Here is a 14,597-nt window from a genome sequence, read left to right on the forward strand (position 1 = left end):
CGCCGGTCAGGCGCGCTTGAGCGTGTCTTGCTCGTGGTGGGGAAGCTGGTCCGGCGTTTCCTCGGGCGCGTATTCGAGGATGTCGCCCGGTTGGCAGTGCAGGAAGGCGCAGATCGCCTCCAGGGTGTCGAACTTCATGCCCTTCACCTTGCCAGACTTCAGCAGGGAGAGATTGGCTTCGGTGACGCCGATGGCGCGGGCCAGGATGTTGGAGCGCACCTTGCGCTTGGCCATCATCACGTCGAGGCGAAGGATGATCGGCATCAGACGAACGCCTCGCGGTCTTCCTCGATCTCGCGGCCGACCTGCATGACCTGGCCGATCACCAAGACCAGCAAGCCCAGGACGAAGGCCTGGAGGCTGGCCATGTGGGCCCAGTTCTTGTCGATCTCGTAGCCCGTGGCGCTGAGGAACAGGTGGCAGACGAAGGGCGAGAGGGCGTAGGCGCACAGCCAGCCGCCGATCCGACTGAAGCTTCGGCCGTTCTCGGGCGAGAACACTCGACCCCTGGCATAGAGGTGGAACAACGCGCGCAGGCTCCAGAACAGCATGATGATAGGTGTCGCGCGCACGACGCCGACCAGGCAGTAGATCAGCCGGTGCGTCAGCGGCAGCGAGCCGAAGGCGACCGAGTTGGGCGGCCCCTCGCCGATGTAGCAGTTGTCGGGTCCGATCCGGACCAGCTCGCCCTTGTAGAACAGCATGGTGACCAGGGCGGCGACGAGGATGGCCGTCGACAGAGTCAGCAGGCCGGTGAACAGCCAGGCCAGGCCGTGGCTGCCCAGGCGCACGCGGCGCTGGGCGGCGGTCTCGGGCGCGGCGATGGTCTCGGCGCGCGGCTTGAGTCTGACGACGGTGTTCATGGCGTCCCTCCCGTGACGCCAAGATTGTTCTGAAATTTCTTTCTGTCAATCGATAATATTTTTGACGCGAGCTGGAGCCGGGCTTGTGCCGGATCGACGGACTCGAAAAAAGTCGCGGGTCATGTCGAGGATGGCCGGACGGCTCCGACTTGCCCTCGAAAGCGCCGGAGGACGGCGCTCCAACCGAAGGGAACCGACGATGAAGTACATCCTGATGATGCAGTACCCCGTGGCCGGCGGGAGCGTCCCGTCCATGGACCAGTGGCCGCAGGAGAAGGTCCAGGCGCACATGGAGCATCTGCGCCGGTTCCGGGAGGAGTTCACCACCTCGGGCGAGATGATCGTCACCCATGCGTTGGCGGGCCCCGACGATGCGCGGTTCGTGCGGGCGCGCCAGGGCGCGGCGCCCGAGGTGACCGATGGTCCGTTTCCGGAGACCAAGGAGTTCCTGGCCGGCTATGTCATCGTCGATGTCGATACGGCCGAGCGGGCCTACTACGCCGCTTCACGCTGGTCGGAAGGCCCCGGTCCCGATGGCGCGCCATTGAACCTGCCGGTCGAGGTGCGGCGGATCATGTGGGCCAGCGGCGAGGACATGTGATCGTGACCCCGGCGGCGCTGGACCGCCAGACGACGGATCTGCTGCGCGAACTGGCGCCGCGGGTCCTGTCGGCCGTGGTCCGCCGTTACCGAGACTTCGCGGCCGGCGAGGACGCGGTGCAGGAGGCCTTGCTGGCCGCCGCGCGCCAGTGGCCGCAGACCGGCGTGCCGGCCAACCCGGGCGGCTGGCTGGCGCAGGTCGCCTCGCGACGGATGACCGACCAGATCCGCCGCGAGATCGCCCGTCGGCGGCGCGAGGCAGTGGCCACGGAGGGCGACGTCCAGGTGGTGTCGCCGTCCGAAGACCTCGACGCCCTGGCCGGACGCGACGACACGCTGAACCTGCTGTTCATGTGCTGCCACCCGGCCCTGACCTCGTCCTCGGCCATCGCCCTCACCCTGCGCGCGGTGGGCGGCCTGACGACGGCCGAGATCGCCAGCGCCTTCCTCGTGCCCGAGGCGACGATGGCCCAGCGCATCAGCCGGGCCAAGCAGAGCATCCGCGCCTCGGGGGCGCCGTTCGAGGCGCCGGACGCCACGGAGCGCGGCGAGCGGCTGCGGTCGGTGCTGCACGTCCTCTACCTGATCTTCAACGAGGGCTACGCGGCCAGCGCCGGGCCCGAGCTGCAACGCGCCGACCTGGCCATCGAGGCGATCCGGCTGGCGCGCGCCGTCCAGGCCCTGCTGCCCGACGACGGCGAGGTCGCCGGCCTGCTGGCCCTGATGCTGCTGACCGACGCCCGCCGCGCGGCGCGGACGGGCCCCGACGGCGAACTGATTCCGCTGGCCGAGCAGGATCGCGGCCTGTGGGACGCCGCGGCCATCGCCGAGGGCGTGGCGCTGGTCGAGGTCAGCCTGGCGCGCGGCGCGGTCGGTCCCTACCAGCTCCAGGCCGCCATCGCCGCCGTGCACGACGAGGCCGCCCGCGCCGAGGACACTGACTGGCCGCAGATCCTGGCGCTGTACGGCCTGCTGGAGCGGATGGCCGACAACCCGATGGTCCGGCTGAACCACGCCGTGGCCCTGGCCATGGCGCAGGGGCCGGGCGCCGGCCTGGAGCGACTGGCCGAGCTCGAGGGCGACAAGCGTCTCGCCGACCATCACCGACTGGCGGCCGTGCGGGCCCACTTGCTGGAGATGGCTGGGGACAAGGCCGAGGCGGTCGCCGCCTATCGCGCCGCCGCGGCCCTGACGGCCAGCCTGCCCGAGCAGCGCTACCTGCAGGGCAAGGCGGCCCGCCTCGCCGAGGCGGTTTAGGGATCAATTGTTCAATGGAGGCGACGTCCACCCCATGGGTTGTCTTCCCGGAAAGCGCGTAGCGCTTGTCCGGGATCCAGGTGAACCGCACCGCGTCAGCCCAGTCCCCTGGATCCCGGACAGCCTCTGCGAGGCTTCCGGGATGACAACGGATTCAAGGTCTTTGCGATCTTGGCTGTCCCGTTCGGCCGGAACCTCACCTCCCCACCAGCTTCAGCAGCGCCAGCTCCTTCGCCCTGGACGACGAAGTCCGCCGCCGGGGCAGCTGGCAGGTCTCGAACGCTTCCAGCACTTTGGGGTGGATATAGGCCGCGCGGCAGACGGCGGGGGTGTTGCCCAGCAGGCCGGCCACGGCCTTGACGCAGGTGTTGAGCGTGCGCTTGGCCTCGGCCTGGGTCGTGGGGGGTGGACTCAGGCTGAGGGCCTCCAGCGCCGCCAACGAGCCGTACCAGGTGCGGAAGTCCTTGGCCGAGAAGTCGTCGCCGCAGCCTGCGCGGATGTAGTCGTTGACGTCGCTGCTCTCGACCGCGTGGCGCTGGCCGTCCTCGTCGATGTACTGGAACAGTCGCTGGCCGCGCAGCTCCTGGCACGCGGCGACGATCCGGGCCAGGCGACGGTCGCGGAAGCCCGTCCTGTGCATCTTGCCGCTCTTGCCCTTGAACTCGAACACCGCCCCGCCGCCGGCCGGCTTCAGGTGGCGCTTCTGCAGCGTCGTCAGGCCGAAGCTCTTGTTGGTCTTGGCGTATTCGTCGTTGCCGACCCGGATCAGGGTCAGCTCCAGCAGGCTGACCACGGCGGCCAGCACCTTCTCGCGCGGCAGACCCCGGCGGGCCAGGTCGGCGGCCACCCGCCGGCGCAGCCGAGGCAGGGCGCGACCGAAGGCGGCCATGCGGTCGTACTTGCGCGCGTCGCGATCGGCCCGCCAGTCGGGATGGTAGCGATACTGCTTGCGGCCCTTCTGGTCGCGGCCGACCGCCTGGATGTGACCATTGGGATCGGGGCAGATCCAGACGCTGGTCCAGGCCGGCGGTATGGCCAGCGCCTTGATCCGATCCAGGGTCGCCTCGTCCTTCACGGGCCGGCCGTCCTCGTCGACATAGGCGAAGCTCTTGCCGCGGGGCAGGCGGCGGATGCCCCGCTCCTGGTCGTTGACATAGGCCAGCAGGGTGCGTTCGGCGGGAAGGGTCTCTTGCGTGTCGCGGGCCACGGTCATCGGTCTCCGCGCGGGTCCGAACCCGACTTCCGGGCGCGGCCACCGTCTTCCTGGCCGGTGCGCGCGCTCCAGGTCCAGCTGACCTTGCCACCCTTGGAAAAATGCCGCGTCACCGAACGCTCCCAGCCCTAATCTCCGCCAACGTGATAGACGGAGCGCCGGTTCCGGGAGCGACGCGCCAGACATGAACTACCGACACGCCTTCCACGCCGGCAACTTCGCCGACCTGCAGAAGCACGCGATCGTGCTGGCCCTGCTGAAGGTGCTGACCGACGGCGCGGCGCCGCTGTCGGTGATCGACACCCATGCCGGGGCCGGGGCCTACGACCTGGGCGGCGACATGGCCCAGCGCTCGGGCGAGGCGGCGGCGGGCGTCGGGCAGCTGCTGGCGATGGATGAGGTCCCGGCCGTGTTCGCGCCCCTGGTCGCCGCGGTGAAGGCGTTGAACGGCGGCGGAGCGGGTTCGCTCTATCCCGGCTCGCCGCTGCTGATCGCGCGAGCCCTGCGCAAGACCGATCGCTACACCGCCTGCGAACTGCGGCCCGACGATTTCGACAGCCTGCGCCGCACCCTGGCGCCGTACGCCCTGGCCCAGGCCGTCAAGGACGACGGCTACGCCACGGCCGTCGCGCGGGCCGGACGGGGAGGGCGGACCTTCGTGCTGATCGACCCGCCGTTCGAGCGCAGCGACGACTACGCCCAGATCGTCGCCACCACCAGGGCGGTGCTGGCCCGGGACAAGGACGCGGTGATCGCCGCCTGGATGCCGCTGAAGGACCTGGAAACCTTCGACGCCTTCATGCGGGCGATGGAAACCGTCACGAACGACGCGCTAGCTGCGGAACTGCGCCTGCGGCCGCTGACGGATCCGATGAAGATGAACGGTTGTGCGATGGTCGTGGTCGGGGCACCGAAATCCGCGGAAGGCGCGATCGCCGAGGTCACGACCTGGCTGGCCGACACGCTCGGCGACGCCGGCGCCAAGGCGCGGATCTGGCGCGCGTGACGACCGGCCAGCTCAGCTTTCGGGAAGCGTTCTGGGTCTGGCTCAAGGTCGGCTGCCTGGGCTTTGGCGGTCCGGCCGGCCAGATCGCCCTGCTGCACCGCGAGGTGGTGGAACGGCGGGGCTGGATCGACGAGGAACGGTTCGCCCACGCCCTGAGCTTCTGCATGCTGCTGCCCGGACCGGAGGCCCAGCAGCTGGCCACCTGGCTGGGCTGGCGGCTGCACGGCGTGCGCGGCGGGGTCGCGGCGGGCCTGCTGTTCGTGCTGCCGGGTCTGCTGGTGATGCTGGGCCTGTCGGCGCTGTACGTCGTCCACGGCCGCGCGGCCTGGGCGGGACCGGCCTTGCTGGGCCTGAAGGCGGCGGTGGTCGCCCTGGTGCTGCAGGCCCTGCTCCGCATGGGAGGCCGGGCGATCCGGAGCCCGGCGGGATGGTGGGCCGCGGGCTTGGCCTTCGCCGCCCTGACCTTCACCGTCCTGCCCTTTCCGCTGATCATCCTGGCCGCCGGCGCGGTGGGCTGGGCCCTCGGCGGAGGCGTGGCGGAGACGGAGGGATTCGAACCCTCGGTAAGAACCCCCTGGCGGACAGCCCTGGTCTGCCTGGCCGTCTGGCTGGGGCCGGTGCTGCTGGCCCTGGCGCTGGCGCCGGGATCGACCCTGGCCCGGATGGGCGGGGTGTTCAGCGTCCTGGCCGTGGCCAGCTTCGGCGGCGCCTATGCGGCCCTGGCCTATGTCGGCCAGGCGGCCAGCGCGTTCGGCTGGCTGGCGCCGGGCCAGATGCTGGACGGCCTGGGCCTGGCCGAGACGACGCCGGGGCCGCTGGTGCTGGTGCTGGTCTTCGTCGGCTTCGTCGGAGCCTACCAGAACGCGCCGCCGGACTGGGCCTGGGTCGCTGCCCTGGCCGGCGGGCTGATGGCCGCCTGGACCACCTTCGCGCCGTCGTTCCTGTGGATCTTCGCTGGCGGACCGTTCTTCGACCGCCTGCGGTCGCGTCCCCGGCCCGCCCGCGCCCTGGCCCTGGTCTCGGCGGCGGCCGTCGGGGTGATCGCCAACCTCGCCGTCTGGTTCACGATCCACCTGCTGTTCCGGGTGGGAGCGGTCCGCGCCTGGGGACCGCTGCGGGCCGAACTGCCGGACCTGGCCAGCGTCAACCTGCCGGCGGCGGCCCTGACTGTCCTGGCCTGCGGCCTGGTGTTCGCCGTCCGCGCCCCGATCCTGGCGGTGGTGGGGGCCATGGTCGCCGCCGGCCTAGTTCTAGGCGCGACCGGACTGATTTGAGCCTGGGTCGCGATTTTGCGACTCGCTAACGCCAAAACCGTGTTATGCTGCACTGCAACAAACGGTTGTTGGAGCTCGGCCATGACCCTTTCGTTCCTTCCCGAAATCCCCAAGATCGATCCTGAAAAGGGCCCGAACCTGATGGCCGGCGCGGCTTCGCCGCTGTGGCTGGTGTTCGGCGGCGCCGCCATGGCCGGGGCCACTTGGTGGTGGTGGTCGGCCCGCTGGCGCGAGGCGGTCAATGTCGAGGCGTTGCTGGCGCCGACCCTGACCGGAGCCGTGCCCGCGCCCGAGCCGGCCGCGCTGGCGCCCGAACCGGTCATCAAGGCCCCGATCGATCCCGTCACCGAGGCGCTCGTCCTGGCGCCAGTTGACGCGGCCGCCGCCACCGACACGGCCGCCGAGGACGCGCTCGACACCGCCGGGACCGTGACGGCCGAGGTCCAGGAAAAAACCCTGGAAGCCGCCGCCGAACCGGTCGCCGAGGCGGCCAAGTCGACGGCCGATGACCTGACCCTGCTGGTCGGGATCGGTCCCAAGCTGGCGGCGTCTCTGGCCGACCTGGGCGTGACGCGTTTCGAGCAGATCGCCGGCTGGGGCGCCGAAGACCTGGCCGACTTCGACGCCAAGCTGAACCTGCGGGGCCGCGCCGAACGGGACGCCTGGATCGCCCAGGCAAAACGGCTGGCGAGCCTTTAGCCGCGCCCTGGAACGGCCAGGAAAGCGCCAGGTCCGTTCGCCGGGCGACAACCAAGTCCGTAGCGGGGCGTTGACTTGACATGACCGAGCGCAGCGAAACCGTCGAGGGCTATGTCGTCGACGACGGCCCCGCCGGCGAGCGCCAGAAGGCGCACCAGGCTTGGCGGCACGCCGAGACCATCAAGCGGCTCTCCGACCGGCTGATCGGCATTGGGCCGTTCGGCCTGGGGCTGGACGGGGTCCTGGCCTGGGTGCCCTGGGCGGGCCTGGCCTATGGCCTGGGCGCGGGCGGCCTGCTGTTGTTCCACGCCGTGCAGGCCAAGGCGTCGGGCCCCACCCTGGCGCGGATGGCCGCCTATCTGGCCGCCGACAACCTGTCCGACACCGTGCCGGTGCTGGGCTGGGCCGTCGACACCCTGTTCCCTGGCCACCTGATGGCGGCCAAGGCCTTGCAGAAGGACGTCGAGGCTAGACACGGCCTGCCCGAAGAGATCGACCCGAAGACCCGCAAGAAGCGCCGGGTGAAGAAGGCGCGGTCCTAGGCGCTCGGAGCAGACGGTTGGCTGCTCACAGGTTCAACGGCGGCCGGGTGATGATCGACCGGAACTGTCCTTGCCGGCCGTAGGCGATCCACCAGACGCCGAGGCCTGTGAGGACGCCGACCGTCGCGCCGGTCAGGTGCATCGCGACGGCCTGGGCGTCCTCGTCGCCAAAGGTCGTCAGCAGAGAGGTGAAGGCGAGACCGGTCGCCAGACCCACCAGGGCCGCCGCCGATCGGTATTGTCGGTCCACTTGATGCAGCACGGCCCAGGCCATGCAGGCGGGCAGCACGAAGATCCAGCCCGCGAGCAGGCTCATCATCACAGCCCCCGGCAGGGCCGCCAGCACGGCCGAAATCCTGTGCGGGTCCTTCGGCAATTCCATGGCCGCGGCCAACACGTCCAGGGCCAACGGCGGGAAGGCGAAGGCGAACAGGATCGCCGTGACGACCCGCGGTGGGCTGGTCATTTCGCGTGCGGGCTGGAACATGGCGGGTCTCGACGGAGGAACGATCGCCCTATCCAGCCGGCCGCGTGTGAACCCAGGATCGCGATCCCCGGGGACTTCGGATCAAGGGGAGGTGCAGCCCGCGCCTAGGCCACATCCCCCTGGGTGTAGCCCAACTGCATATTCAGCTTGTCCAGCAGCTCGATCACCGCCTCGGCGACTACCGTGCCGGGCGGGAAGATCGCCGCGGCGCCGGCGTCGATCAGGGCCTGGAAGTCCTGCGGCGGGATCACGCCGCCGACGACCATCATGATGTCCGGGCGGCCCTGCTTGGCCAGCTCGGCCTTGAGCTCCGGGGCCAGGGTCAGGTGGCCGGCCGCCAGCGAGCTGGCCCCGACGATGTGGACGGCGTTGTCGACCGCCAGCTTGGCGGCCTCGGCCGGGGTCTGGAACAGCGGGCCGATGTCGACGTCGAAGCCGAGGTCGGAAAAGGCGCTGGCGATCACCTTCTGGCCGCGGTCGTGGCCGTCCTGGCCCATCTTGGCCACGAGGATGCGGGGCGGGCCGCCGTGGGCCTCTTGGAAGGCGGCGACCATGGCCCGGGCCCGGGCGGCCTTGGGATCGGCGCCGGTCTCGGCGCCATAGACGCCCTGGATCGCCTGGATGGTGGCGCGGTGGCGGCCGAAGACGTTCTCCATGGCCAGGCTGATCTCGCCGACCGTGGCCTTGGCGCGAGCGGCGTCGACGGCCAGGGCCAGCAGGTTGCCGGTTCCTCGCGCGCCATCCTCCAGCGCCTTCAGCGCCGCCGCCGTCGCGGCCGGATCGCGCTCGGCCTTCAGCCGCGCCAGCTTCTCCAACTGCTGGGTGCGGACCGACGAATTGTCGACCTTCAGCATCGGGATCTCGTCGACGACTTCCGGCTTGTAGCGATTGACCCCGACCACGCTCTGGCGATTGGAGTCGATGCGGGCCTGGGTCTTGGCGGCGGCCTCCTCGATACGCAGCTTGGGGATGCCCTGCTCGATGGCCTTGGCCATGCCGCCGGCCGCCTCGACCTCCTCGATATGGGCCAGGGCCTTGACCGCCAGGTCGTGGGTCAGGCGCTCGACATAGTAGCTGCCGCCCCAGGGGTCGGCGACGCGGGTCGTGCCGCTTTCCATCTGCAGAAACAGCTGGGTGTTGCGGGCGATGCGGGCCGAGAAGTCGGTCGGCAGGGCCAGGGCCTCGTCCAGGGCGTTGGTGTGCAGGCTCTGGGTCTGGCCATTGACCGCCGCCATCGCCTCGACGCAGGTGCGGGCGACGTTGTTGAACACGTCCTGCGCCGCCAGCGACCAGCCCGAGGTCTGGCTGTGGGTGCGCAGGGATAGCGAGCGGTCGTCCTTGGGCGCGAACTCGCGCTTCATCAGCTGGGCCCACAGCAGGCGGGCCGCGCGCATTTTCGCGACTTCCATGAAGTAGTTCATGCCGATCGCCCAGAAGAACGACAGGCGCGGGGCGAAGGTGTCGATGCTCATGCCCGCCGCCACGCCGGCCCGGGCGTATTCGACCCCGTCGGCCAGGGTGTAGGCCAGCTCCAGGTCGGCCGTCGCCCCGGCTTCCTGCATATGATAGCCGCTGATCGAGATGGAGTTGAACTTCGGCATCTTCTCCGAGGTGAAGGCGAAGATGTCGGAGATGATCCGCATCGAGGGGCCAGGCGGATAGATGTAGGTGTTGCGGACCATGAACTCCTTGAGGATGTCGTTCTGGATGGTCCCCGACAGCTTGTCGGGCGAGACACCCTGTTCCTCGGCCGCGACGATATAGAGCGCCAGGATCGGCAGCACCGCGCCGTTCATGGTCATGGACACGCTCATCTTGTCGAGCGGGATGCCGGAAAACAGCGTGCGCATGTCGAGGATGGAGTCGATGGCCACGCCGGCCATGCCGACGTCACCCTTCACCCGCTCGTGGTCGCTGTCGTAGCCGCGGTGGGTGGCCAAGTCGAAGGCCACCGACAGGCCCATCTGCCCCGCGGCCAAGTTGCGTCTGTAAAAGGCGTTGCTGTCCTCGGCAGTCGAAAAGCCGGCATACTGCCGCACCGTCCACGGATTGGTCACGTACATGGTCGGATAGGGGCCGCGCAGATAGGGCGCGACGCCGGGGTAGCCGCCGGTGAAGTCAAGGCCCGCGACGTCGGCCTCGGTGAAGGCCGGCGGCACTTCGATCCCCTCGGGGGTGGCCCAGACCACGCCCTCGGGGGCGGCGGCTGTGGCCCCGGCTTCGTAGGCGACGTCCTTGAAATCAGGGAACTTGCTCATGCCCGTACCCCCATGGGGGCTCCCTCGAAGGCGGCGGAAAAGCGGATCGGCGCCAGAGGCGGGCAATGGGAATCCGGACCGGGCAGCCGGATGCTGGGGGCGTCGGTGGCGAAGTCGGCGGCATCGGGCGTCGCGACCTCCACCGGCTTGTCGTCGGCGTTAGGAAAGGCTGTGACGCCCAGGATCTTGCGGCTTTTGTCGGCGAAGGCGGCCTCCTGCGCCGCGCGGGTGGCGCCGACGATATCGGTGACGAGGCCGCTCTCCAGCGCCTTGACGATGCCGCCGGCCGCCTCGATGGCCTGGAAACCGCCCCAGGCGGCGCGGGCCAGCTGGTCGGTCAGGCTGTCCAGGTACCAGGACCCGCCGGCCGGGTCGGCCACACGGCCTAGATGGCTTTCCTCCATCAGGACCAACTGGGTATTGCGGGCCTGGCGACGACCGAAGGCGGTGGGCAGGCCGAGGGCGTCGGTGAAGGCGCCCAGGACAATGGCGTCCGCCCCGCCGACCGCGCCGGCGAACCCGGCGCTGGTCAGGCGCAGCAGGTTGGTCCAGGCGTCGGCCCGGGTCAGCATCCGCTGCGAGGAGCGGGCCTCGATCACGGCCGGGACCGAGACGCCGCAGGCGTGGGTGATCCGCGCCCACAGCGCTCGGACAGCCCGGACCTTGGCCACGCCGGTGAAATATTCCGCGTCCAGGCTGACGCCCAGGACGATGCGCGAGAAGGCCTCCTCCATCGACAGGCCGGCGCGAACCAGGGCCTTGGCGTAGGCCAGGGCGCTGGCGGCCATCACCGCCAGTTCCTCGGTGTTGGAGCCGCCGGCCTCATGCGCCGCGCGGCCCGTGGCCAGCATCAGCCCGGCCTTGACGTAGGTCTGGGCCAGCCGAGCCCCGACCGTGGCCGCCGAAACCAGGTGGCCTTCGATCGGCCCGGGGCTGGCGCCGGCCTGGGCGAAGGCGGTCAGCGGGTCCATGTGGAAGGCCAGCGGCGCATTGGGCGCGGCCTTGGCCAGGGTTCCCAGCCAGTCAGCGGCCTTGGGGCCCAGGAAGCCGGCGTCCAGGGCGACGGGGGCCAGGTCCAGCAGCACACCGTTCAGCGCCTGGGCCAGGTCCTGCGTCGAGCCCGCCGCGACGCCGTTCACGCCGGCGGGGTCAAGGGCCAGCAGCACCGAGGCCGCGCCGTTCTCCAGGTCGTTCATGATCTCGGCGGCGGCCTGGCGGGGATCGGGATGGGCGGCGCGCATGCGCAGGTCCCAGGGACGGTCGGCGTCGCGGGCCCGCAGGTCGCGCGCCACCATCACGCCGTCCTGCGCCGTATAGAGCGGCTGGATGGCGATACCGTCGGGCGTCGGCGTGATCAGCGCCTCGTCGAACGCCTGGCCCTTCAGAGTCTTTTCGACCAGGGCCATCCATTTCGCGCGATCCGGGGCGCCAAAATCCTCGGCCAGCGGGGTAGGCGGGTGATTCACGACGTCTGTCTCCTGCACCGCAGCATTTTCTTGTTTTGACCAGGAGATGCGCCTCTGTCCTAGCGTAGGTCAAGCGCTTGCGCGGGGTGCGAACGAGCGTTTAAGCTAACGCTGTTTACATGAGCGGCCCGCAGCGGCCGCCACAAAGGAGACGTTCCCAATGGCCTTGCCGCCGATCCTGCGCGACCGCCTGCGCCTGCCCGTCATCGCGTCTCCGCTGTTCATCATCAGCAATCCCGACCTGGTCATCGCCCAGTGCAAGGCGGGGGTCGTCGGTTCGTTCCCGGCCCTCAACGCCCGGCCGATCTCGCAGTTGGACGAGTGGCTGGCGCGGATCACCGAGGAACTGGCGGCCCACGACCGCGCCAATCCGGACGCGCCCTCGGCCCCGTTCGCGGTCAACCAGATCGTCCACAAGAGCAACAACCGGCTCCAGGAGGATGTCGAGCTCTGCGTGAAGTACAAGGTTCCGGTGGTGATCACCTCGCTGGGCGCGCGCGAGGACCTGAACGCCGCGATCCACAGCTACGGCGGGATCACCCTGCATGACGTGATCAACGACAGGCACGCCCACAAGGCCATCGAGAAGGGGGCCGACGGCCTGATCCCGGTGGCGGCCGGGGCCGGCGGCCACGCCGGAACCCTGTCGCCGTTCGCCCTGATCCAGGAGATCCGCCAGTGGTTCGATGGGCCGGTGGCGCTGTCGGGCTCGATCGCCTCGGGCCGCTCGATCCTGGCGGCTCAGGCCATGGGCGCGGACCTGGCCTATGTCGGCTCGGCCTTCATCGCGACCAAGGAAGCGAATGCGCCCCAGGGCTACAAGGACACCATCGTCGAGGCCCGGGCCAACGACATCGTCTATTCGAACCTGTTCACCGGCGTGCACGGCAACTATCTGCGCCAGTCGATCGTCCGGGCGGGGCTGGACCCGGAGAACCTGCCGGTCAGCGATCCGTCGGCCATGAACTTCGGCTCGGGCGGCAACCAGGAGGCCAAGGCCTGGCGCGACATCTGGGGCTCGGGCCAGGGCGTCGGGGCCATCGACGCGGTGCTGTCGGCCGGCGAACTGATCGCCAAGTTCGCGGAGCAGTACGAGGACGCCAAGGCGGAGCTGGCAGCCAAAACCGTCCTGACTTCGGGCGCCCGCCTGGCTTTCGCGGCCCAGTAGGCGGGGACGGGGAGGGGGATCGACAGGCGTCGGTCCTCCGGGACTCCCGCCGGGGCGACACTGGAGGCGTCGAAACCCTCCAGGAGTTCCCATGTCCAACGACACGACGCCCCGCCTGTCGCTGCCCTTCGTGGCGGCCGGCCAGGCCCAGAAGCATATCACCGTCAACGAGGCCCTCGGCAGGCTGGACGGCCTGGTCCAGTTGGCGGTCCAGAGCCGCACGATCGCCGCCCAGCCGGCCTCACCCGCCGACGGCGCGATGCACATCCTGCCGACCGGCGCGACCGGCGCCGCGTGGTTCGACAAGGCCGCCGGCCTGCTGGCCCACTATGTCGACGGTGTCTGGGAAGCCCTGACGCCCAAGGCCGGATGGCTGGCCTGGATCATCGACGAGGGCCTGGCCCTGATCCACGACGGCGAGACCTGGACCCCGCTGTCCTCGACCTTCAAGGCCCTGACGGCCGCGCGCTCGCCGTTCTTCGCAGCCACGCGGTTCGAGATCCTCGAGCAGGAAGTGACCCTGTCCGGCGCCTCGGTGGCCACCACCGTGACCATCCCGGCCCGCGCCATCGTGCTGGGCGTCTCGACCCGCACCAGCGTCGCGGTTACCGGCGCGACGTCTTACAGCTGCGGCGTGGCCGGCGAGACGGGCAAGTTCGGCGCCGCGCTGGGCGTCGCCAAGAACGCCAGCAACATCGGGGTGATCGGCCCGACGGCCTATTACGCCGACACGCCGGTGGTGATCACGGCGGCGGGCGGGGCCTTCACTGGCGGCAAGGTGCGGGTATCGATCCACGCCATGCGGTTCGATCCTCCGGCGGCGGTCTGAGAGGCTGGGGACAGGCGCATGCGCCTGTCCCCAGCCGCGACTTGACCCCACCCGCCTGGGCCGCTACCAACCCGGCACCTTTGGGGAGTAGCCGCCCGCGCCGATCAGCGGGGCCCGCCGTCAACACACTTGCCTTTCAAGGCATGGCGCGGGTGAAGGAAGCCACCGGCTTCCGCGGCGAGACCAATGGCGTCGGTTTCCGTTCCGGGCTGGGCGGGGTCTCCGACGCTATTGGCGTGCGCTCGGCCCGGACGGTTTTGACTTCATGGAATCCCTGCTCGTTTCGGCCTTCGTGGTGGCCATCGCCGAGATCGGCGACAAGACCCAGCTGCTGGCCATCATCCTGGCCACCCGCTTCAAGAAACCCGTGCCGATCATCCTGGGCATATTGGTCGCCACCCTGGCCAACCACGCCCTGGCGGCCCTGGCCGGATCGCTGGTCTCGGACCTGTTCGACGGAGCGTGGTTCAAGTGGGCCATCGCCGTCTCGTTCATCGCCATGGCCGCCTGGGCCCTGATCCCCGACAAGGCCGACGACGATCTACCCGGCGGCGCGGGTCGCTACGGGGTGTTCCTGACCACCACCATCGCCTTTTTCCTGGTCGAGATGGGCGACAAGACCCAGATCGCCACGGTCGCCCTGGGCGCGCGCTTCCATGACGTGTTCTGGGTGGCGGCCGGCACCACCCTGGGCATGATGGCCGCCAACATCCCCGCCGTGTACCTGGGCGAGGCGGCGACCAGGATCGTGCCGCTGAAGTACGTCCGCCTGGGCGCGGCGCTGATCTTCCTGGGCCTCGGGATCTGGGCGGGCGCGGAGGCTTTCCGCGCCTAGCGCCCTTGGCCGGGGACAGGCACCTGCGCTTGTCCCCGATCGTGCGGGGCGGCTAGAGCCCTTGATACCGACCATCCCCAGCGCCAAAAGGGTTCCGACA

The 14,597-nt window shown here is 70.0% G+C and carries 15 protein-coding genes and 1 riboswitch; of the genes, 9 read left to right on the forward strand and 6 right to left on the reverse strand.

The window, feature by feature from the left end:
* Positions 1 to 6: 6 nt before the first annotated feature.
* Positions 7 to 264, reverse strand: coding sequence for a helix-turn-helix transcriptional regulator (locus tag J2X41_RS18410; RefSeq protein ID WP_310084037.1), 258 nt, complete (start codon positions 262 to 264; stop codon positions 7 to 9).
* Positions 264 to 863: a DUF2975 domain-containing protein gene (locus J2X41_RS18415; protein WP_310084040.1), complete on the reverse strand. Its 600-nt coding sequence runs from the start codon at positions 861 to 863 to the stop codon at positions 264 to 266. Before J2X41_RS18415 ends, J2X41_RS18410 begins: the two co-directional genes overlap by 1 nt.
* Positions 864 to 1,062: 199 nt before the next feature.
* On the opposite strand from J2X41_RS18415, the gene J2X41_RS18420 reads away from it, so the two are divergent.
* The gene (locus J2X41_RS18420; protein ID WP_310084042.1) at positions 1,063 to 1,464 is read left to right on the forward strand and encodes a YciI family protein; all 402 of its coding nucleotides are present in this window, start codon (positions 1,063 to 1,065) and stop codon (positions 1,462 to 1,464) included.
* Between the two features lie 2 nt (positions 1,465 to 1,466).
* Positions 1,467 to 2,720, forward strand: a complete 1,254-nt coding sequence (locus tag J2X41_RS18425; protein ID WP_310084044.1) for a DUF6596 domain-containing protein — start codon at positions 1,467 to 1,469, stop codon at positions 2,718 to 2,720.
* Positions 2,721 to 2,916: 196 nt separating this feature from the next.
* Here J2X41_RS18425 and J2X41_RS18430 read toward each other — a convergent pair whose 3' ends face one another.
* Entirely contained in the window at positions 2,917 to 3,933 is a 1,017-nt protein-coding gene (locus tag J2X41_RS18430) for a DNA topoisomerase IB (RefSeq protein ID WP_310084047.1), read from the reverse strand.
* Between the two features lie 184 nt (positions 3,934 to 4,117).
* Between J2X41_RS18430 and rlmJ the strand changes: the two genes are divergently transcribed.
* The 4 genes from rlmJ to J2X41_RS18450 all read left to right on the forward strand — a co-directional run bounded on the left by rlmJ (position 4,118) and on the right by J2X41_RS18450 (position 7,454).
* Positions 4,118 to 4,939, forward strand: a complete 822-nt coding sequence (gene rlmJ, locus J2X41_RS18435) for a 23S rRNA (adenine(2030)-N(6))-methyltransferase RlmJ (RefSeq protein ID WP_310084050.1) — start codon at positions 4,118 to 4,120, stop codon at positions 4,937 to 4,939.
* Positions 4,936 to 6,213, forward strand: coding sequence for a chromate efflux transporter (gene chrA, locus J2X41_RS18440; protein WP_310084053.1), 1,278 nt, complete (start codon positions 4,936 to 4,938; stop codon positions 6,211 to 6,213). Before rlmJ ends, chrA begins: the two co-directional genes overlap by 4 nt.
* A gap of 81 nt (positions 6,214 to 6,294) precedes the next feature.
* The gene (locus J2X41_RS18445; RefSeq protein ID WP_310084054.1) at positions 6,295 to 6,912 is read left to right on the forward strand and encodes a hypothetical protein; all 618 of its coding nucleotides are present in this window, start codon (positions 6,295 to 6,297) and stop codon (positions 6,910 to 6,912) included.
* Between the two features lie 80 nt (positions 6,913 to 6,992).
* Positions 6,993 to 7,454, forward strand: coding sequence for a DUF4112 domain-containing protein (locus tag J2X41_RS18450; protein WP_310084056.1), 462 nt, complete (start codon positions 6,993 to 6,995; stop codon positions 7,452 to 7,454).
* A 25-nt stretch (positions 7,455 to 7,479) separates the two neighbouring features.
* On the opposite strand, the gene J2X41_RS18455 is transcribed toward J2X41_RS18450, so the two are convergent.
* From J2X41_RS18455 to J2X41_RS18465, 3 genes are all read right to left on the reverse strand, one after another.
* The gene (locus J2X41_RS18455; RefSeq protein ID WP_310084057.1) at positions 7,480 to 7,941 is read right to left on the reverse strand and encodes a hypothetical protein; all 462 of its coding nucleotides are present in this window, start codon (positions 7,939 to 7,941) and stop codon (positions 7,480 to 7,482) included.
* A 104-nt stretch (positions 7,942 to 8,045) separates the two neighbouring features.
* Positions 8,046 to 10,199 carry a methylmalonyl-CoA mutase gene (gene scpA / locus J2X41_RS18460; RefSeq protein ID WP_310084060.1) on the reverse strand — a complete coding sequence of 718 codons (2,154 nt, stop codon included), beginning with the start codon at positions 10,197 to 10,199 and terminating at the stop codon, positions 8,046 to 8,048.
* Entirely contained in the window at positions 10,196 to 11,605 is a 1,410-nt protein-coding gene (locus J2X41_RS18465) for a methylmalonyl-CoA mutase family protein (RefSeq protein WP_310084274.1), read from the reverse strand. The genes scpA and J2X41_RS18465 overlap by 4 nt, the downstream gene beginning before the upstream one ends.
* A 220-nt stretch (positions 11,606 to 11,825) precedes the next feature.
* On the opposite strand from J2X41_RS18465, the gene J2X41_RS18470 reads away from it, so the two are divergent.
* The 3 genes from J2X41_RS18470 (at position 11,826) to J2X41_RS18480 (ending at position 14,497) form a co-directional block, all read left to right on the forward strand.
* Positions 11,826 to 12,833: a nitronate monooxygenase family protein gene (locus J2X41_RS18470; protein WP_310084062.1), complete on the forward strand. Its 1,008-nt coding sequence runs from the start codon at positions 11,826 to 11,828 to the stop codon at positions 12,831 to 12,833.
* A 91-nt stretch (positions 12,834 to 12,924) separates the two neighbouring features.
* Positions 12,925 to 13,662 (forward strand): DUF2793 domain-containing protein, encoded by a 738-nt coding sequence (locus J2X41_RS18475; protein ID WP_310084064.1) that lies wholly within the window; start codon positions 12,925 to 12,927, stop codon positions 13,660 to 13,662.
* A 67-nt stretch (positions 13,663 to 13,729) separates the two neighbouring features.
* Positions 13,730 to 13,866, forward strand: a riboswitch (yybP-ykoY riboswitch).
* A gap of 61 nt (positions 13,867 to 13,927) precedes the next feature.
* A complete protein-coding gene (locus J2X41_RS18480) occupies positions 13,928 to 14,497 on the forward strand; it encodes a TMEM165/GDT1 family protein (RefSeq protein WP_310084066.1) in 570 nt (189 codons plus the stop codon).
* The last annotated feature ends 100 nt before the right edge of the window (positions 14,498 to 14,597 follow it).

Origin of the sequence: Caulobacter sp. BE254, assembly GCF_031457295.1 — a bacterium.
In the GTDB taxonomy this organism is placed as follows: Bacteria; Pseudomonadota; Alphaproteobacteria; order Caulobacterales; family Caulobacteraceae; genus Caulobacter.